Below are 18,804 nucleotides of genomic sequence, written 5' to 3' on the forward strand. Positions count from 1 at the left end.
TTTCTACCAACTCCACCTCGTACTCTTGCCCCTGCCCGCCCCCCCCCCCCCCCCACGGCCGGATGAGCCCTGAAGGCCACCGAAACGGCCCCTCCACCCGGCTTTCCTTCACCCATTCGGCCCAGCGGGCAAAAATCTCTCGGAAAAGCACCCCCGAAACCGCGTAAGAGCGGCGGCCCTGCCGACTTTCATACACGTGAGCGCGCTCGTTCCCGGTTTTGTCACACGGGGCGGGCGGTGGAGAAGGTTGGCAAGGCAGGGGATGGGGAGTGCTGATCGACGCTGAGAGCTATCAGCGGATACTCGGAGACGAGCTCCGCAAGCTCCGCCGTAAACGTGGCTGGACACGCAAGGAACTGAACCAGCATCTGCAGAGCGAGATCTCGCTCCAGACGCTGGCGACCTACGAGCTGGGCACCCGGCACTGTTCCGTGGTGCGGCTGGTCGAACTGTGCGTCGCGATGGACGAGCTGCCACAGGATCTGCTGGCCAAGGTGCATCGCCGGGTGTTCGTGGACGAACCGGGCCGGGTCCGGATCGACCTGCGCCAGGTGATCAAGGACGAGCAGGACGAACTGCTCCCCCTGCGACGGTGGGCGGACGACCGGCTCAAACGGTCGAGTGACAACGGCTCCGCCGAAGTCCATCTCGATCTCGCGGCGCTGGAACGGATGGCCGAGCTCTGCGGCATCCCCACCGTCGATCTCATCGGAAGGCTTCGCCGGCTCAACCCCTCATGAGCGCGGCGTTCCCCGGTCCGTGAAGGCCATGCCCCCCATCTTGGCTTTCACGGACCTCCCCCTTCTTTCGGCTCAGCCGAGCAGTTCGTAGTCCTCGCGGCGCACCTTGCGGGTGTCCAGCCAGTACCGCCAGGTGAAGCCCGGCCAGATCGTGCGGTTCACACCCTTCGCGTCGAGGTACCAGCTCTTGCAGCCGCCCTGGGTCCAGATGCCCTTGGCGAGTTTGCGCTGGATTTCGCCGTTGAAGCGCTCCTGCGCCTCCGGCCGCGGGTCGAGCGCCTTGCCACGGGCGAGCCGCAGCGCCTGCGCGACGTAGGAGATCTGCGCTTCGATCATGAACACCACGGAGTTGTGCCCCAGCCCGGTGTTCGGGCCGAGCAGGAAGAACAGGTTCGGGAACCCGGACACGGTGATGCCCTGGTACGTCCGCATCCCCTCGGTCGCCCACTCCTTGCCGAGGTTGCGCCCGTCCCGGCCGATGATCTCCAGGTCGTCGAAGGCGTCGGTGACGTGGAATCCCGTGCCGTAGATGATCGCGTCGACCTCGTGCTCGACACCGGCACCGTCGACGACGCTGTGCTCGCGGACCTCCTTCACGCCGTCGGTGACGACGTCGACGTTGTCCCGCGCGAGCGCCGGGTAGTAGTCGTTGGAGACCAGGACCCGCTTGCAGCCCATGGTGTAGTCCGGCGTCAGCTTCCGGCGCAGCTCCGGGTCCTTGACGCTCTTGTGGATGTTGCGCTTCGCGATGCGCTGGCCGATCTTCATCACCCACGGCTGGCCGTTGAAGCCGATCGCGCGGGCTTCGAGACCCCAGTAGAGGACGTTGCGGAAGGCACGCTGCAGCAGCGGCACCGAACTGAACGTCTTCCGGAGCGCTTCCGGCATCGCACGGTCCGGCTTCGGCATGATCCACGGCGGCGTCCGCTGGAAGAGCGTCAGCTCGGCGACGTCCTTCGCGATCCGCGGCACGAACTGGATCGCGCTCGCGCCGGTGCCGACCACGGCGACGCGTTTGCCGGTGAGGTCGTAGTCGTGCTCCCACCGCGCCGAGTGGAACGCCCTGCCCTGGAACCGCTCGATACCGGGCAGCTTGGGGATCTGCGGCAGATGCAGCGCGCCGACCCCGGCGACCAGCGCGGGCGCGACGAACTCGTCCCCCGACTTCGACGCGACGTGCCAGCGGTTCTCGTCCGCGTCCCAGCGGGCGCCGGTCATCTCCTGGCCGAAGCGGATGAAGCGGTGCAGGTCGTACTTCGCGGCGACGTCGCGCATGTACTGCCAGATCTCCGGCTGCGGCGAGTACGCGCGGGACCAGCCGGGGTTCTGCTCGAACGAGAACGAGTACATATGCGAGGGGATGTCGCAGGCGCAGCCGGGGTAGGTGTTGTCCCGCCACGTGCCGCCCACGTCGTCGGCCTTCTCCAGGATGACGAAGTCCTCGCGGCCCTCTTTGCGCAGCTGAATGGCCATGCCCAACCCGGAGAAGCCGGTTCCGACGATGACGACACCGGTCTCGGTGCGGTTGCCCATGACCCCGACCTCTCGTTCGATTTACCTGTTACCGGGAGTTCACCTTACTCGAAGTAGGTTACCTTCGGTAGAGTGTTGTGGTGACGACGGCGAAGCGCAAACGCATGCCAAAAGCAGAGCGAATGCGGCAGATGATCGAGATCGCTGAAGAAGTCTTCGCCGAACGCGGCTACAGCGCGGCGTCGATGGACGACATCGCGGAACGCGTCGGGGTCTCCAAGCCGATGCTCTACGAGTACTTCAACTCGAAAGAGGGGCTACTGCTGGCCTGCATCCAGCAGTCGCGAGCGGCGTTGCGCGAGGTCACCGAACAGGCGACTGTCGGCGCGACGTCCGCCGAGGACGCGCTGCGTCGCGGCCTGCTCGCCTTTTTCGTCTTCATCAGGGAACGACGGCAGGCCTGGTCACTGCTCCGCCACGAGATGGCGCTGATCGGGACCGGCGCCGCGGACGAGATCGAGCAGACCCGGCGCCAGCAGACCGACCTGATCGCCGCACTGATGGGTGACTACTTCGACGCGGGGGACGACCTCCGCGCCGAGGCGTCCGCGGAGTTCGTCGTCGGCGCGTGCGAGAGGCTCGCCATCTGGTGCGAACGCCACGAGGACGTCAGCCCCGAAACGGCGACCGGATACGCCATGGACGTCCTCTGGTCAGGCCTGTCCGCGCGGGCCCGCTGAAACGACTGTGAAGATGCTCGTGCATTAGGCCATTCGGTCGTCACTCAGAGCACATTGCCGCCAGTGTCTTGTGACACAGAGTTGTCCTACTGTATCGATGACACTGTAGAAAGTCTGATGGACAGTCGCGACCTCCGTCAGGAGGGGGCGCCACCACCCGAAAGTGGCGTCATGACGGCGGCGTGACGGAGTCCATTGAGTGACGCTTGCTCGCGAGGAGAGGGGTGAGGCGGATGACCGAACCGATCACCGCGTCGTACGTCCAGGAGGACGACGACTGGAAGATAACGGTCAGCGGCTCCGGCAAGGAACTGACCGGCCGCGCGCCGGGCATCATCGCGGCACGGGACCGGGCCGACCAGCTGGTCGAGAAACTGTCCCCGCCGGAACATTCGACGGTGGTGCACCTGCTCAACGGCAGCGCCCTCGAGTTCACGGCCGCCTACATGACGGCGAGGCTCACGCTTCCGGAGATCGAACCGCTCGAGGTTCCTCCGCCGGCGAACGGCAAAGCCAAGGAGAAGACCGGCGGCAAGCCCCCGGTGCCCCAGGGCAAGGAACTCCCGAAGGCCGTCGACGAGGCGAAGTCCAAGGAGAAGTCCGAGCCCGCCAAGACACCCGCCAAGGCGGCTCAGACCTCCTGAGACCTACTTCAGGAGTTTGCGGATCAGCAGCACGCCGATCAGCACAGCCCCGCCGATGAGCGGGTACTTCACCTTGGGCTCGTCCAGCTTCGCGCGCAGACCGGTCTTCGCGGAATCCACCAGCTTCGCGGGGTTCGCCTTCGTGCCCAGCTGGTCGAGCGTGGCGACCAGCGCGTTCCTGGCCTGCTCGATCTCACGCTCGATGGTCTCGGGATCGCGAGCCACGTGTCCTCCTCGCCGCGACGGACTTGCTGGAAGCCCACGTTAGAGGACGCCACCCCTCGCGGTGGCACCGGCCACGCCGAGAAACGCCGATCGTGTCGCACGCTACGATTTCGGGGCAGTACTGGGGGCCCGTAGCCCAATTGGCAGAGGCACACGGTTTAGGTCCGTGCCAGTGAGAGTTCGAGTCTCTCCGGGCCCACCCATCCTGCTCGAGTCCCGTGCCATCAGCGTGCGGTGGCCACCCGGCGAGCCGTTTCGACCAGCGTCTGAGCCGCTCGGCCCGCGCGCTTGAACTCATCCGCTGTGGCGGGGGTGTGGCTGTAACCCGCCTTGGTCTTCAGCTTGAGCAGCGTTCTCAGGTGCTTCGCGATTTCCCTGTCCGCCCGCGTGAGCAAGCCGATCGCTTCGTCGTGGTTCTCACCTTGCGCGTGTTCGCCCAGCCTGGCACAGCAGATGACATCGGACGCGGCGATGCCGGCGTGGACACACAAGGTCACGTACGCGTCGGCGATGTCTTCGTGCTCGTCGGCGAGGTCGCGAATCATGTCCGCCGCCTCACTGAACTGGTTCGCCTTGTGCAGACGCCCCCGCTGGACGCTCGCGTCGCACTGTCTGGTTCTCAAGTCAGCCTTTTCTCGTTCGCAGATGACTGGCCAGCCAAGCCCGGCTTCCGGCCACGGTGAGCCCGTCTCGCGCCACATCACGCAGCACGACCTCGTCGCAGGCACGCTCGGCGAGTTCGGCCTCGGTGAACTCCAGCGGACGGGTGTCGTTGCCGGTCCAGCGGGTCACCTCGGCCGCCAATTCGTGGACCTGGGCTTCCCATCGGTCATCGTCGGCATCGTCAGGCCGGATCAGCAGAAGGTCCAGATCGCTGTCCTCCGTCATCTCGCCGCGTGCCACCGAGCCGAATACCGCGGCGTACACCGGCGGGACCTCCCACGACTCCAGACGGTCCTCGATGCGTTCCAGGAGTGTCCTCCGGATCTGGGCGAGCCCGATGATGTGCTCCGCCGCGAGATGGTCACGGTTGAGCCGGTACGTGAAGGCATTGCCGACCCTGCCGGACACCACGACACCCTGCTTCACCAGGCGTCGCAGCACTTTGCGAATCCCCTCCTCCGAATGCCGCACCAAAAGGCGATGCAGCTGTCCCGTCGTGAAGATGCCGTCATGGTCGGCGAGGACGGCGAGGACGTCGCCATCGAGCGTGGGGGTGACCGTCATCAACGGCCGGCTCAAGTCCACGGTCCCCGCTCCCTGAAAACATTCCGGCAAGTCCGAACTATTGTACTGGAACCCCTACTATAGTCCACTTACCCGTCTTATAGTTGATGCAGGCGTCTCGCGAGTGGCCAGGACGGTTAGAACCGTCGTAACCACTCACGAGAGCCGTGGATCACCGCACCCGGTCGTAGACCAGCGCCATCTCCCCCAGCTCCCCGGCCTCCTGATAAGCGAGCGTCCACTTCGACGCGGGCAGGCCGTCGGCGAACAGCCGTCGCCCCCCGCCGGTGATCTCGGGGCAGATCATCAGGTACAGCCGGTCGATCAGGTCGTCCTCGAGCAAGGCCTTGATGACGCTCGCGCTGCTGTTGACCAGGATGTCGCCCTCCCCGTCCGCCTTCAGGTCGGCGATGACCTCGGCGACGGGGGCGTTCACGACGCGGGTGCGCTCCCAGGGCGCTTCGGTCAGCGTCGTCGAGAAGACCACCTTTTCCGCGTCGCTGAGCCACTTCGCGTAGGCGCGGTCGCGCGGGTCGGCGTTTTCGTCGGCGGCGACGGTGGGCCAGAAGCTGAGGAAGCCTTCGGCGTTCAGCCTGCCGAGCACCGCGGTGGTCGCCTTCTCGTGAATGCGGGCGAGGTGAGCGCGGGCGACGTCGGTGGTGGCGTACGAGACGATCGCGCCCATGTCGGCGGGGCCGCCGGGGCCGCTGCAGTGGCCGTCGAGGGTGAGGCTGATGTTCGCGGTGACGCGGCGGCCGGTCGGGTTCGTCATGTCGTTCAGTCCTTTTCCTGAGTGAGTTGAGCTGCGAGGTTGTCGAGCACCTGTCCCCAGCCGGTTTCGATACCGGCGATGAAGGGGACCGCCTCGACGGTCGTTTCGGTGATGCGCAGGTCGAGCCGGAGCCGGGTCCCGCCCGGCGCCTCGGTGAACTTCAGGTCGTAGTGCCCGGTGAAGAACGTGTCCCCCTTGGCGTCCAGCACCGAGAGGTCGAACTCGAGATGCTCGGGTTCGGTCGCCGCGCGGACCTCGCCCGCGGAGCGATACCGCCCTTCCGCGTCGCGGTAGTCGAGCACGGCTCGTCCCCCGGCCCGGGGCTCGATGACGCAGTCGGTGACGGTCATCGAAGGCGGCGCCCACCAGGACGCGAGCAGCGCGGGCTCGGTCCAATGCCGCCAGACGTCGTCCGGCGACGCGGCGAGCAGGCGGTCGAACGAGAACGCCCGCCCGTCCGCCCACCGGTCCCGCTTCGCGGACGCGGCGTCCGCGGAGATCGCGGCCTGATAGCGCGTGAGGACATCTCGCTCGCCCTCGTTCGCCTCGATGGTCGCGATCAGCGCCCGCAGCCGCCCTTCGAAGTCCTTCAGCGGGCCCGCTTCGACCGCGTAGACCCGGCGCTGCCCCAGCGGGAAGACCGTCACTAGGCCGGCGCGGGCGAGGGTCTGCAGGTGCTTGGTGGTCTGCGGCTGCCGCAGGCCGGTCAGCTCGGCGAGCTCACCGACGGACCGGGGTCTCTCGGCGAGAAGCTCGACGATGCGCTGCCTCGCTCCATCTCCCAGTGCTGCTGCGATCTGCTCCATGCCCAGAAGTATTCACTCAGCAGAATATTCTTGTCAAGGAATATCTTCGCGATGGAACTCCAGCAGGCTTCGCTCCTCGGTCAGCGTGGTGATGGAGTCGAAGACCAGCCCGTGCGCGGCGGCGAGCTCGCGAAGCTCGTCGAGACGCCGCTCGCGACCGCCGTAGAGCACGAGCATGACCAGGTCCCACTCGGTCTGGGCCCGAGCCCGCCGACCGCCTCGATGACGAGGACCCGGCATCCGGGCCCGGCCGCCTCGGCGCAGCGGGCCAGGATGCGATGGGCGTGCTCGTCGTCCCAGTCGTGGAGGATGTCCGAGAGCAGGTAGGCGTCCGCACCGGCCGGGAGCGGGTCGAAGAAGCTGCCCGCGGTCACCTCGATCCGGTCTTCGAGACCCTGCGCGCGCAGTTCCTTTTCCGCGGCCGCCGCGGTGGGCGCGAGGTCGACGAGATGACCGCGCATCACGGGATTGGCCGCCAGGATCGCGGCGAGCAGGCTGCCGTGACCCCCGCCGACGTCGACGAGCGTGCCGAACCGGGACCAGTCGAACCCGGCGACGATCCTCGGCACCTGCGTCAGGAACCGTTGGGTCATCTGCCGGTCGAACGTCTCCCGGAGCTGGGGCCGCTCGGCGAGATCGGTCCAGAAGTCCTTGCCGTAGCGGCGGATGTACCCCGCCTGGCCGGTGGCGATGCTGTGGCCGAGTTCGACGAACGCCAGCTCGCCCCGCCCGCCGGCGGCGTTCATGTCCAGGAGCCCGGCGAGCCCGTTTCCGGCGTCGGCACGCAGCTTCGCCCCATAGCCGGTGGTGCGGTAGCCGGCCGATGTCCGTTCGAGGACGCCGAGGGTGGTCAGATGGCCCAGCAGCAGATCGAGCGCGAGCGGCGCTTGGCCGAGTTCCGCCGCCAGGTCACCGGCGGCCGCGCCGTCGCCGGACAACCGGTCCGGCAGCCCGAGGGTGACGGCGACCCGCAGCGCCATCGGAGTCGCCAGCCCGGCCAGCCGGAGGAGATCGTTTCTGTCGTCGTGGTCCGTCACGAAGATTCACTGTGGCAGCGCGGTCAAGCAACTTTTCAAGGTCGCGTGAGCGGTTCTGTTTCGTAAGCCTGGTGCAGTGCCGCGACGAACGCCGGGGCGGACAGCAGTGGTGTCGCGCCGATCCGGCGCACCGCGATCCCCGGCGTCCACGAGTTCATGACCACCGCGCCGCCGAGCCCCGGCAGGTCCGCGAGCGCGACCTCCTGAACCCGTTGCGGCACACCGAGTGCGCCCAGCCGCCGCTGGACGATGCCCATCGTCGTTCCCCGCAACAGGTCGGCGTCGGGCCACACGACCGTATCGCCGTCCCAGAACGCGAGGTTCCAGATCGTCGCCTCGCTCAGCCTTCCCCGGCGGTCGACGAACACCGCGTCGTCGAACCCTTCGCCGATGGCCCGCCGCCGGAAGTACGACTTCGCCATCTCGCCGGTGTGCTTGATGGCCGGGAGGGCACGCTCGTGGTCCACGGCCGTCAGCGCCAGCGGCCCCTTCGGACCGGACGCCGGCGGCCGGGTGCGCACCAGGACTTCGAGGTCCCCCGGCTGGTGGATCGTCACGGTCAGGGAGACATCCGCCGGGCCGGACTCGATCGCCTTCCGCACGTACGAACGGATCCGGTCGTCGGGCAGGGCGTCGCCGAACAGCTCCAGCGAGGCGACCCGGAGCCGGTCCAGATGCAGGTCGAGACCGCGCGCACGGCCGTCACGCACCTGCATGGCCGTGAAGTGCGCGAAACCGGCGAAGGCGAGCGGCGCCAGCTCCTCGACGGTCGCCGTCCGGCCGTTCAGCTGCGCGACAGATGCACTCATGTTCGCACCGTAAACCGGTTGCGGCCGCCCTGTCCCGGAGGAAGGATCCGCGGGTGTCCGCATCGCGTGCCGAGCTGTCGCGCTGGCAGTTCGATCTGACCTGGTCGTTGTTCGAATACCATCTCGCCTGCCTCGAACCGGCGGATTTCCGTTGGGAGCCGTCGGCTCTTTGCTGGACGATCCGGCCGGACGGCACTCCCGACTGGGCCGACACCGAACCCGATCCCGTCCCGGTCCCCACGATCGCCTGGCTCACCTGGCATATCGGCTGGTGGTGGAGTGTCGCGCTGGATCACGCGAACGGACGGACTCCGCGCGAGCGCGAGGAGATCACCTGGCCCGGCGAAGAATCCACCGTCGAATGGCTTCGTGGTCTTCACGAAGAGTGGCTGGCCGTCTTGGCTCGCTTGACCGACGCCGACCTCGACGCGCCGTCCGCCTATCCGTGGGGCGAAGACGCCGGGCTGACCTTCGCCCACACGGTCGCCTGGGTGAACGCCGAACTCATGAAGAACGTGTCCGAGATCGGGCAGCTCAGGTTGCTGCGGCGCAGCTCGCCAGGAAGCATCGACCTGACGGCGACCGGATAAGCGTCGAGCGCGTACACCGTTTCTGTCCTTTGTGTACCAACCGAGGAGCACAGTGGAGCTGGACCTTGGCGCGGTGCGGGCATTCGTCGCGGTGGCCGACGACCGGTACTTCAGCGAGGCGGCGATCCGGCTGGAGGTCAGCCAGCAGGCGATCTCCAAACGCGTCGCGAAACTCGAGTCGGATCTCGGGGTACGGCTGCTGTCGCGGACTCGCGGCGGTGCCGAGCCGACCGAAGACGGCGAGGAGTTCCTGCAGCACGCCCGTGCGCTGATCAGCCTCGCTGACCAGGCCGTCGAACGCCTCCACGGCAGGCGACGGGCGCTGCGCGTCGACGTCCTCGGCACGCGACTGGCGACCATGGAGGTCATCCGAGCGTTCCACGCCGAACACGACGACGAATTGGAGCTCGTCACGCCAGGGCTGGGCGCGGTACGCCGGTCCCTGCTGCCCGAGTCCGTCGATGCCGCTTTCGCCAGGGTCAGCACCGTGCCGGATCCCGCGTTCGGCCGCACTCCCGCCTATCTGGAACCGGCGGACCTGCTGGTCGGACGGCGGCATCCGCTCGCACGGCGGCGCCGGGTCGCGATGGCGGAACTCGCCGGTTCGACGGCGTGGATGCCCTACAACGCACGGGCCGGTGAATGGGCGGGATTCTGGCAGGAACTGTGCCCGGAGTTCGGCATCCTGATCGACACCGACGGCCCGAACTTCGGTCTCGAACACCACATCGAGGTGATCGGCGAGTCGAAGGACCGGCTGGGCTTCGTCGGCGCGAAGATGCACGTGCCCCGGCATCCGGACGTCGTCCAGATCCCGCTCGTCGACCCGACGCCGGTGTACCCGTTCTCCCTGCTGTGGCGGCTCGAGAACCGGCATCCGACGCTGCGGCTGCTGATCGAGCACGTCCGGGCCGCGTACCGGCCGTTCGATCCGGAGCGGCAGTGGCTTCCGGTGTCGGACCGGGAGGCGATGAGCGCCGGGTAGTGGATCTTCGCGCTCGAGTGTCCTTTGTGGCCGGACAGGACAGCTTCTTGACGGGCCGCGGATCGGGATCTACTCTTCTCCCTTCAGACAGGCACAGACGAAGAGCCACTGTCAGCGGTCTTCGTCGTGTCTGTTTTTTTGTGTCGGATCGCTGACAGCCAGCGCAGAAAGTTGGCGGTCCATGAGTTCATCGACGCTCAGCCCGACAGGCTCGATCTCGAACGTTTCCCACGTGGCAGCACTGATCAACAGCCTTTCGAGGCTGCCGCGCAAGGCGAATCTGCTGTGGTATCTCGTGCTGGGCGGCCTTTTCCTGGACGCCTACTCCAACGCCGCGCTCGGCGCGGGCCTGTCGCCGATGATCAAGGAACTCGGTCTCAGCTCCACCCAGGTCGGCGTGCTGACCGCGACCGCGCCCGCGGTCGCCATCCTGTTCAACCCGATCGGCGGCTGGCTTGCCGCCCGCATCGGGCGGGTCAAACCGCTCATCGCCGCCAAGGCGATCGCGGCGATCGGAGCCGTGCTGACGGCGACGGCTGGCGGCTTCGCCGAAGTGTGGTTCGGCCGCGGCCTGGTCGGTGTCGCCTACGGCATCGACTTCGCGGTGGCCATGGCCATGCTGGCCGAGTACACCCCCGCGAAACTGCGCGGACGGCTCAACCTCTGGCAGTCCGTCTGGTACGTCGCCACCACCGTGAACCTGGGGCTGACGCTGGTGTTCTTCCACCTCGACGCCGGGGTGGGGATCTGGCGGTGGTCCGTCGGCTCGGCCGGTGTCTTCGCGATCGCGCTGCTGGTCCTGCAACTGGCGTTCCTCGTCGAGAGCCCCTCGTGGCTCGCGGCCAAGGGCAGGCTCGCCGAGGCCGCGGTCAGCCTCCGCCGGATCTACGGTTTCCAGGTGACCCCCGGAGCGAGCAGCGGGCCGGATCCCGCCACGGAACAGAAGATCGGGTTCCGGCACGCGGGCGTGCTGTTCCGCAAGCCGTATCTGCCGCGGACCTTCCTGTCCACGGCGATCTCGCTGACGCAGTCGATGCAGTACTTCGCCGTCGGGTGGTACCTCCCGGTGATCAGCCTGGCGATCTTCGGGCAGGCGTTCCAGACCGCGACCCTCGGTTCGATGATCTTCAACATCGCCGGGATCATCGGCGGCGCGCTGTCGGCGTACGTCGGCAGGAAGATCGGGCTCCGGACGAGTTCGGCCATCGGTTACGCGTTCGCGTTCGCCATCCTGCTGGTGATGGGGCTGGGCTTCGGGAAGCTGCCCATCGCCGTCGGCTTCCTGCTCCCGTTCCTGTTCATCTTCTTCCACTCGGCGGGCCCGGGCGCGAACGGCAAGTCGATCGCGGCGCTGTCCTACCGCAGCGACATCCGCACGCTCGGCACCGGGGTGACCGGGATGCTCGGCAGCTTCGGCAGTGTCATCGGGCTGTACGTGTTCCCGCAGATCAAGGAGGCGATGGGCCTGGGGCCGACGATCGCCCTGCTCGCGGTGGTGCCGTTCCTCGGCCTGGTCTCGTGCCTGATCGTCCGCTGGGACCCCACCCGCAGCGGGATCGACCCCGACGACGAGACGATCGACCTCAAGCTCGGGAGCGCCTGATGCGGCGCGGGATCCTGGCCGTCGACGAGGGTTCCACCGGCACGAGGGCGGCCGTCGTCGGCGAGGACGGCCGGTGCGGGCCTTCCTTCTACACCTCCATCGACGTGAGCCACCCCGAACCGGCGCAGGTCGAACAGGACGCCATGCAGCTGCTGGACCGGACCCTCGACGTCGCCCGTCAAGCGGTGGCGTGGGCGGCCGAGAACGGCGTCGAGATCGAGGGCATGTCGATCTGCACCCAGCGGGCGACGGCCGTCCTGTGGGACCGGGAGACCGGGCGTCCGCTGGCCCCCGCCGTGGTGTGGCAGGACAGCCGTTACGCCGCGGAGCTGGCGCAGCTCGCTCCGGAGTGGGACCGGTACCTGTGGCCGTCGACCGGGCGTCCGGTGGGGACTCGCGCCCCGTTCCTGTGGGCGGCACGGCAACTCGAGCGGCTCGACGTCCCGGCGGAGCGCGTGCTGTTCGGTTCCGTCGACACCTGGCTGGTGTGGCATCTCAGCGGTCGCGAGCGGTTCACGATCTCGGCGACCAACGCCGTCGCGTTCGGCGGATATCGGTTGCGTGAGCACGCGTGGGACCAGGAATGGTTGGCAGCACTCGGCTTTCCCGCCGAGCTGGCACCGCCGCCCCAGGACGACGACGGCGATTACGGCTACACGGACCCGGAACTGCTCGGCATCCGTGTGCCGATCGCGGCGGTCATGGGCGATCAGCACGCCTCTCTGATCGCGCTCGGCGCGCTGTCGCCGGGCCAGGGCACCTGCGTCCACGGCACCGGCACGTTCGTCGGCGCGCTGGCCGGTGACGAACCGCCCGAGGCGGTGGGCGGACTAGACGGCGTGCTGTGCCTGGTCGCCTGGCGCAGCCGCGGCCATAGCCGGTTCAGCCTGGAGGCCTACACCTCGACCACCGGCTCCGCTTTGCGCTGGCTAACCGAAGATCTCGGCCTGTTCACCTCGGCGGCCGAGATCAGCGCGCTCGCCGCGACCCAGCCGAGTGGCGAGGCGACCTGGTTCGTGCCGACACTCGCCGGGATGCGCACGCCGGTGCTCCGGCCCGAAGCGCGCGGTGTGCTGGCCGGGCTGAGCTTGGCCACCACACGGGAAGTCCTGGCACGCGCGGTGATCGACGGGATCGCCCACGCGGTGAGCGACACCGTCGACGCCCTGCGGACGACCATGGACCGGCCGATGACGCATCTGCGGGTGGGCGGCGGTCTGGCCGCGAGCGACGCGTTGCTCCAGAGCCAGGCCGATTTCACCGGTCTCGCCATCGAGCGGGTGGCGGATTCGGCGACCGCCAGCCTGCGCGGCGCCGCCTATCTCGCCGGCACACGGCTCGGGTTGTGGCCGTCGCTGGCCGACGCGGTGGCCCACCGGCCCCCGGACCGGATCTTCGAACCCGGCCTGGCCGAAACCGACCGGCTGAAACTGCGGGCGCGCTGGCAAGACGTGCTCGCCGTTTCGCTGTCGTGAATACCCCTTGTTCTGATCGGAAAGGCTTTTCGATGTTCACACTGCCGTCCCGGCGGCCCAACGCCGTCGTCGCGGGAGCGACCCCTTCGGCGCTATTGCGGCTGGACCGTCGCACCGCGCTGACCGGACTCGACACCGGCGAGTTCGACCTGCTCGTGATCGGCGGCGGGATCACCGGCGCCTACACCGCGCTGGACGCCGTCTCCCGCGGCCTGTCGGTCGCGCTGGTCGAACGGGACGACTTCGCCTCGGGGACGTCGTCCAAATCGTCCAAGATGGTGCACGGCGGGCTGCGCTACATCGAGCAGGGCAACCTCGATCTGGTCCGGCATTCCCTGCTGGAGCGCCAGCGGTTCCGCCGCAACGCCCCGCATCTGGTGCAGCGCCTGCCCTTCCTGTTCCCCATCCTGGCGAAGGACGGCGTTTTCGACGCCAGGATCGCCCGCGCCTTCGAGAGTCTCTTGTGGACATACGACCTCGCGGGCGGCTGGCGGATCGGCAAACTGCACCAGCGGCTCACGGTCGACGAGGTGCTGGCGCACGCCCCCACGCTGCGCGCGGACCATCTGCGCGGCGGGCTGATGTACTACGACAGCCGCGCCGACGACGCCCGGCTGACCCTCGCGATCGTGCGCAGCGCGGCCAGGCTCGGCGCGGTCGTCGTCAACGGCGCCGGGGTGACCGGTCTCCGCACCGCCGGCGGACGGGTGACCGGTGCGACGGTCGAAGCCGACGGCCAGCGGATCGACGTCCGGGCCCGCGTGGTCGTCAACGCGACCGGGGTGTGGGCCGACAGCGTCGACGGCATGGCCTCCGCGGGCCATCGGCCTCAGGTGCGCCCGGCGAAGGGCGTCCACATCGTGCTGCCGTGGTCGAAGATCCGCAACGACTGCACGGTGACTGTCCCGATCCCGGGCCGGGCGAGGCGGGCGACGTGCACCCGCTGGGGTGATGTGGTCGTCGTCGGCACCACCGACACGGACTACGACGGCCCGACCGACGACGTGCACTGCACCCGCGACGAGATGGAGTTCCTGCTCGAAGGCGCCACGATCGCCTTCGACACCAAGCTCGGCCCCGAAGACGTGCTGGGCAGCTACGCGGGTCTGCGGCCGCTCGTCGGCGGTTCCGAGGGCACCACCCTCGACATGCGGCGCGATCACCACATCACCGTCGCCTCGGGCATGGTCACCGTGACCGGCGGCAAACTCACCACCAGCAGGCATATGGGTGAGCTCGTAGTCGACAAGGCGCTCGGCCTGCTGGACCGGAAAGCCCGCTGCCGCACCAAGAACCTGCCTCTGCTCGGCGGCGCCGGATACGACGCCGAGGCCACCGCGGCGACCGGCGGGATCGCCGCGCATCTCGGCGGCCGCTACGGCACCGAAGCCCGTTTCGTGAGCGAACTCGTCGACGAGGACCCGGCGCTCGGCGAGCCGCTCGTCCCCGGCCAGCCGCATCTCAAGGCCGAGGTCGTGTTCGCGGCAAGGTCGGAAATGGCGCGTTCGGTGGACGACGTGCTGTCCCGGCGCACCCGGCTGCGGTTGTTCGCCAGGGACGCCTCCGCCGAGGCCGCGCCGCTCGTCGGCGAACTGCTCGGCGCAGAACTCGGACTGCCGCCGGAAACCGTGGCCGCGCAAGTGGAGGACTATCGGGCGGACGTCGCCCGGGAGAAGTCGATTCTGTTGGGAGACAACGCATGATCAGCAGCCAGGCCATCGACCACCCGTTCAACCGGGGCAAGTACGTGGTCGGCGCGCCGACGCCGCCGCGCTGGGGCGACCGCACCCCGCCCGGCCAAGGCGCGGCCTCGTTGCAGACGACCACCGTCGCCGTGCCCGCCGCGCTGACCGAGTCGCTGCGGGGCGTCGCGGACGCGGTGCACACCGATCACGACGAGGTCGTGCTGCGCACCCGTGACTGGTGGGCCGGTTCGATGATCGGCGAGACCGCGGGAAACCCCGCGACGCCGGACGCGGTGATCGCCGAAGTGAGCACGGTCGAGCAGGTCCAGGCCGTGGTGCGGTTGTGCCGTGAGCACCGGGTGCCGCTGACCGTGTCCGCCGGGCGCAGCAACGTCACCGGCGCGGCGCTCCCGGTCTTCGGCGGGGTGGTGCTGGACGTCTGCGGGCTGAACCGGATCCTGTCCTTCGACGCGGACTCCCAGATCGTCGACGTGCAGGCCGGGATGTTCGGCGACCTGTTCGAAACCGAGCTGCAGAAGACGCACGGTGCCACCACGGGCCACTGGCCTTCCGCCTTCGCACTGTCCACTGTGGGCGGTTGGGTGGCCTGCCGCGGCGCGGGTCAGCTCTCCACCCGTTACGGGAAGATCGAGGACATGGTGGTCGGCCTCGACGTCGTGCTGGCCGACGGCACGCTCGCCCGGTTCGGCGACTACCCGCGCGCCGCCACCGGCCCCGACCTGCGCCAGTTGTTCGTCGGTTCGGAGGGCACGCTCGGCGTGATCACCTCCGTGCGGCTGCGCACCCATCCGCTGCCCGGCTACGCCAAAGCCGTCGCCTACGGTTTCGAAACCTTCGCCGAGGGCCTGGAGGCGTGCCGTCTGATCATGCAGCGTGGCGCGACCCCGGCCGCGATGCGGCTCTACGACAAGCTGGAGAGCGGAACGCATTTCGGCCTGCCGGACACCAACCTGCTGCTGATCGCCGACGAAGGCGACCCGGTGCTGGTCGACGCGATGCTCCGCGTCAGCTCAGAGGTCTGCGCGGCGACCGGGTCCGAACTGGACGGTGAGGCCCTCTTCGAGCGCTGGCTGGACGAGCGGATGCTGGTCGGCAAGTCGGCCGACGGATTCACCCCCGGCCCGGGTTTCGTCGCCGACACCCTCGAGATGGCCGGCCCGTGGTCGGCGCTGCCCGTGATCTACGACGAGGTCGTGGCCGCGATCAAGGCCGTTCCCGGCACCTTGGCCGCGTCCGCGCACCAGTCCCACGCCTACACCGACGGCGCTTGCCTGTACTTCTCGCTGCGCGGCGACGTGGAGCCGGAGAAGCGGCGGCACTGGTACCGCTCGGCGTGGGACGCGGCCAATGCCGTGCTCGTGCGCAACGGCGCCGCGCTGAGCCACCACCACGGTTCCGGTCTGCTTCGCGGACCGTACCTCGCGGACACGCTCGGCACGGGCTTCGACACCTTCGTCGCCGTGAAGCGGACCCTCGATCCGCAGGGCCTGCTCAACCCGGGCAAACTCGGGCTGCCCAGTGACTTCGGGCCGAACCCCCTTGACTCCACGAGCTGATCGACCACTGTGGACCGTATGAACGAGAGGATCACGGCGGCGTTCGCGGACGTCCCGGTATGCGCGTCGGTGGTCGGCACCGCCAAGGTGGGCGACTTCGCGAACTCGGCGTCCCGCGTCGGCATCCTCGCGGCGGTCCCGGTCGGGCAGCTGGCCAAGATCGTGCCGGTTCTGACAGGACTCGAGAAGGTCCTCTTCGTCAACATCGATTCCTGTCCCGGCCTCGCCACCGATCGCGGAGGCGTGGACTTCCTCCAGGAGATCGGGGCGACCGGGGTGGTCAGCACCCGGGTCGCCCCGATCGAACGGGCGCGCACGTTGTCGATGCTCACGATGCACAAGGTGTTCGTCACCGACCGGTCCAATCTGAACCGCAGCCTGGAAGCGGTGAAACGCAGCCGCCCCGACCTGGTGGAGCTCATGCCCGCGCCGATCATCCCCTGGATGTCGGCGCAGGCCCGCGAAGTCATGTCGCCGTTCGTGGCGGCCGGTTTCGTCACCGACCGGTCCGGGGTGGCGCATTCCCTCGCGATGGGCGCACTGGGCGCCGCGTCGTCCGATTCGGGGCTGTGGTCGTTGACCCGGTCCCAGCTGAGCGCAGGAGAAAAATGAGTTTCGTCGTGGTGGCCCGGTACGTGACCGCGCACCGGGGCCGCGTCCTCGAACTGCTGGAGCCGATGGCCGCCGCCTCACGGCATGAGCCCGGATGTCTCAGTTACACCGTCCACGCCGGAACCGAGGACGGAGTGGTGGTGATCGTCGAAGAGTACGAGTCCGAACAGGACTTCACCGCGCACTGCGAGTCGGAGCACTTCCGGCGGATCGTGCTCGGCGAGGCCGTGCCGCTGCTGTCCGAACGCCAGGTCACCACCTGCGTCCCCGCCGGGAGCGAACGGTGATGCGGGTCCGGGGCGCGGTCCTCCGTGAAGTCGGCCGCCCGCTGAAGATCGAGACGATGACGCTGGAGCCGCCCGGGCCGGGCGAGCTGCTCGTGCGGGTGCGGGCCGCCGGTCTGTGCCACTCGGATCTGTCGGTGATCGACGGCTCGCGGCCCCGGCCGCTGCCGATGGTCCTCGGACACGAGGCCGCGGGCGAGGTGGTCGAGGCCGGGCAGGGCACCGGCTTCACGGCGGGGGAGCATGTCGTGTTGTCGTTCGTGCCCTCCTGCGGCGATTGCCGCTCCTGTCTCATCGGACGGCCCGCCCTGTGCGGTCCGGCGGCCGAGTCGAACCGCAACGGCACCCTGCTCGGCGGCGGTACCCGCTGGTCTTCCCCCGACGACCGGCCGGGGCACCACCTCGGCGTCTCCGCGTTCGCCGAGCACATCGTCGTCTCGGCGCGTTCGGTGGTCGCTGTCGACGACACACTGCCGTTCGACGTCGCGGCCCTCTTCGGCTGCGCGGTGCTCACCGGCGCCGGCGCCGTCTTCAACGCGACCGATGTACGGCCGGGAGACAGCGTCGCCGTGTTCGGTCTCGGTGGCGTCGGCCTCGCCGCGCTCCTCGCCGCGAAAGCCGCCGGCGCGGCGACCCTGGTGGCTGTGGACCTCGTGGCCGAAAAGCGTGAACTGGCGGTATCCCTCGGCGCCACCCACGCGTTCGACGGCGACGTCGAGGCGATCAAGGAACTCACCGACGGCGGTGTCGATCACGCCGTCGACACCACCGGCGTGGTCGCCGCCCTGCACCAGGCCTACCGGGCGACCCGGCCCGGTGGCACCACGGTCACCGTCGGCCTTCCCGACCCCTCCGCCGAACTCGCGCTGCCCGCGCAAAGCCTGGTGGCCGAGGAGAAGACGCTGCGCGGCAGCTACCTCGGCTCGTGCGTCCCCCGGCGCGACATCCCCCGCTTCATCGCCCTTTACCGGGCCGGGCTGCTGCCCGTGGAGGCGTTGCTGACGCACCGGATCGGACTGGAGGAGATCAACACGGGCTTCGACCGGCTGCGGCGGGGCGCCGCGGTGCGGCAGGTCGTCACCTTCTCCTGATCAGGGTTCGAGATCGATGTGCCTCCGAAACTCCTTGGCGAGTCTCGCCGGCAGAGCGAGAAGCACGCCTTCGAGCATCTCCCTCGCCTGCCTGGGATCACCGCAGCACTCCCAGACACCGCAGCCTTCGCTGTCGACCCGAAGCCGCCGGTACGGGTTCGCGACGAACTCTCGCCAGAGGCGGAGCGCGGTCCGGATCGCGCCGGGCCCGAGATAGTTCCGCGAACGTTCGAGCCGGGCGAGCTCGGCGGCGAGGGCGGGCGAGAAGCCCTCACCGGATTCGGCCGGGTGACGAAGCCGCAGCTCTCGCCGGACTCGCGCGGGCGCTCTACGCGGCATGGCCCTTTCGGAAGTTCGTCATCCGGCCATCGTGCCACGAACCGGAAGTCCGTGAAGGCCTCCTTCCCTACCCTCAAGGTAGTGAAGGAG

General features: G+C 68.7%; 20 protein-coding genes, 1 tRNA gene and 1 pseudogene. 13 read left to right on the forward strand and 9 right to left on the reverse strand.

All coding sequences use genetic code 11. The features are described 5' to 3' along the window. Positions 1–269: 269 nt before the first annotated feature. Entirely contained in the window at positions 270–740 is a 471-nt protein-coding gene (locus tag ACFVM3_RS38905) for a helix-turn-helix domain-containing protein (RefSeq protein ID WP_125673724.1), read from the forward strand. A gap of 72 nt (positions 741–812) precedes the next feature. On the opposite strand, the gene ACFVM3_RS38910 is transcribed toward ACFVM3_RS38905, so the two are convergent. Continuing rightward, positions 813–2,273 (reverse strand): flavin-containing monooxygenase, encoded by a 1,461-nt coding sequence (locus ACFVM3_RS38910; RefSeq protein ID WP_378444829.1) that lies wholly within the window; start codon positions 2,271–2,273, stop codon positions 813–815. Between the two features lie 122 nt (positions 2,274–2,395). On the opposite strand from ACFVM3_RS38910, the gene ACFVM3_RS38915 reads away from it, so the two are divergent. Then, a complete protein-coding gene (locus ACFVM3_RS38915) occupies positions 2,396–2,953 on the forward strand; it encodes a TetR/AcrR family transcriptional regulator (protein ID WP_378444830.1) in 558 nt (185 codons plus the stop codon). A 233-nt stretch (positions 2,954–3,186) separates the two neighbouring features. Then, positions 3,187–3,597 carry a hypothetical protein gene (locus ACFVM3_RS38920; RefSeq protein ID WP_199745356.1) on the forward strand — a complete coding sequence of 137 codons (411 nt, stop codon included), beginning with the start codon at positions 3,187–3,189 and terminating at the stop codon, positions 3,595–3,597. Between the two features lie 3 nt (positions 3,598–3,600). Here the strand turns inward: ACFVM3_RS38920 and ACFVM3_RS38925 are convergent, their stop codons facing one another. Next, positions 3,601–3,822: a DUF3618 domain-containing protein gene (locus ACFVM3_RS38925; protein WP_005165704.1), complete on the reverse strand. Its 222-nt coding sequence runs from the start codon at positions 3,820–3,822 to the stop codon at positions 3,601–3,603. 125 nt (positions 3,823–3,947) lie between these two features. On the opposite strand from ACFVM3_RS38925, the gene ACFVM3_RS38930 reads away from it, so the two are divergent. Then, a tRNA-Leu gene (locus ACFVM3_RS38930) sits at positions 3,948–4,021 on the forward strand. Between the two features lie 25 nt (positions 4,022–4,046). Here the strand turns inward: ACFVM3_RS38930 and ACFVM3_RS38935 are convergent. From ACFVM3_RS38935 to ACFVM3_RS38960, 6 genes and pseudogenes are all read right to left on the reverse strand, one after another. Further along, positions 4,047–4,445 (reverse strand): hypothetical protein, encoded by a 399-nt coding sequence (locus ACFVM3_RS38935; protein WP_378444831.1) that lies wholly within the window; start codon positions 4,443–4,445, stop codon positions 4,047–4,049. Position 4,446: 1 nt separating this feature from the next. Then, positions 4,447–5,070: a nucleotidyltransferase domain-containing protein gene (locus tag ACFVM3_RS38940; RefSeq protein ID WP_378444832.1), complete on the reverse strand. Its 624-nt coding sequence runs from the start codon at positions 5,068–5,070 to the stop codon at positions 4,447–4,449. A gap of 151 nt (positions 5,071–5,221) precedes the next feature. Further along, positions 5,222–5,821: a dihydrofolate reductase family protein gene (locus ACFVM3_RS38945; RefSeq protein WP_378444833.1), complete on the reverse strand. Its 600-nt coding sequence runs from the start codon at positions 5,819–5,821 to the stop codon at positions 5,222–5,224. A 5-nt stretch (positions 5,822–5,826) separates the two neighbouring features. Further along, entirely contained in the window at positions 5,827–6,627 is an 801-nt protein-coding gene (locus ACFVM3_RS38950; protein WP_378444834.1) for a metalloregulator ArsR/SmtB family transcription factor, read from the reverse strand. 33 nt (positions 6,628–6,660) lie between these two features. Beyond that, positions 6,661–7,664, reverse strand: a pseudogene (locus ACFVM3_RS38955) (methyltransferase). Between the two features lie 35 nt (positions 7,665–7,699). Next, positions 7,700–8,473, reverse strand: a complete 774-nt coding sequence (locus tag ACFVM3_RS38960) for an aminotransferase class IV family protein (protein ID WP_378444835.1) — start codon at positions 8,471–8,473, stop codon at positions 7,700–7,702. A gap of 53 nt (positions 8,474–8,526) precedes the next feature. Between ACFVM3_RS38960 and ACFVM3_RS38965 the strand changes: the two genes are divergently transcribed. From ACFVM3_RS38965 to ACFVM3_RS39005, 9 genes are all read left to right on the forward strand, one after another. Next, positions 8,527–9,063, forward strand: a complete 537-nt coding sequence (locus ACFVM3_RS38965; RefSeq protein WP_378444836.1) for a DinB family protein — start codon at positions 8,527–8,529, stop codon at positions 9,061–9,063. A 52-nt stretch (positions 9,064–9,115) separates the two neighbouring features. Continuing rightward, positions 9,116–10,048: a LysR family transcriptional regulator gene (locus ACFVM3_RS38970; RefSeq protein WP_378444837.1), complete on the forward strand. Its 933-nt coding sequence runs from the start codon at positions 9,116–9,118 to the stop codon at positions 10,046–10,048. Positions 10,049–10,280: 232 nt separating this feature from the next. After that, positions 10,281–11,651, forward strand: a complete 1,371-nt coding sequence (locus tag ACFVM3_RS38975; RefSeq protein WP_378444838.1) for an MFS transporter — start codon at positions 10,281–10,283, stop codon at positions 11,649–11,651. Continuing rightward, positions 11,651–13,126: an FGGY family carbohydrate kinase gene (locus ACFVM3_RS38980; protein WP_378444839.1), complete on the forward strand. Its 1,476-nt coding sequence runs from the start codon at positions 11,651–11,653 to the stop codon at positions 13,124–13,126. The genes ACFVM3_RS38975 and ACFVM3_RS38980 overlap by 1 nt, the downstream gene beginning before the upstream one ends. Positions 13,127–13,158: 32 nt before the next feature. Beyond that, on the forward strand, positions 13,159–14,829 hold the full coding sequence (locus tag ACFVM3_RS38985; protein WP_378444840.1) for an FAD-dependent oxidoreductase: 1,671 nt from the start codon (positions 13,159–13,161) through the stop codon (positions 14,827–14,829). Continuing rightward, positions 14,826–16,388, forward strand: coding sequence for an FAD-binding oxidoreductase (locus ACFVM3_RS38990; protein WP_378444841.1), 1,563 nt, complete (start codon positions 14,826–14,828; stop codon positions 16,386–16,388). The genes ACFVM3_RS38985 and ACFVM3_RS38990 overlap by 4 nt, the downstream gene beginning before the upstream one ends. An 18-nt stretch (positions 16,389–16,406) precedes the next feature. Beyond that, on the forward strand, positions 16,407–17,000 hold the full coding sequence (locus ACFVM3_RS38995) for a glycerol-3-phosphate responsive antiterminator (RefSeq protein WP_125785062.1): 594 nt from the start codon (positions 16,407–16,409) through the stop codon (positions 16,998–17,000). Then, the gene (locus ACFVM3_RS39000) at positions 16,997–17,287 is read left to right on the forward strand and encodes a putative quinol monooxygenase (RefSeq protein ID WP_378444842.1); all 291 of its coding nucleotides are present in this window, start codon (positions 16,997–16,999) and stop codon (positions 17,285–17,287) included. The genes ACFVM3_RS38995 and ACFVM3_RS39000 overlap by 4 nt, the downstream gene beginning before the upstream one ends. Continuing rightward, the gene (locus tag ACFVM3_RS39005; protein ID WP_378444844.1) at positions 17,287–18,375 is read left to right on the forward strand and encodes a zinc-binding dehydrogenase; all 1,089 of its coding nucleotides are present in this window, start codon (positions 17,287–17,289) and stop codon (positions 18,373–18,375) included. The genes ACFVM3_RS39000 and ACFVM3_RS39005 overlap by 1 nt, the downstream gene beginning before the upstream one ends. Here ACFVM3_RS39005 and ACFVM3_RS39010 read toward each other — a convergent pair whose 3' ends face one another. Continuing rightward, a complete protein-coding gene (locus ACFVM3_RS39010; protein WP_378444843.1) occupies positions 18,376–18,714 on the reverse strand; it encodes a hypothetical protein in 339 nt (112 codons plus the stop codon). Positions 18,715–18,804 lie beyond the last annotated feature (90 nt).

It is taken from the genome of Amycolatopsis sp. NPDC057786, from assembly GCF_042797905.1.
In the GTDB taxonomy this organism is placed as follows: domain Bacteria; phylum Actinomycetota; class Actinomycetes; order Mycobacteriales; family Pseudonocardiaceae; genus Amycolatopsis.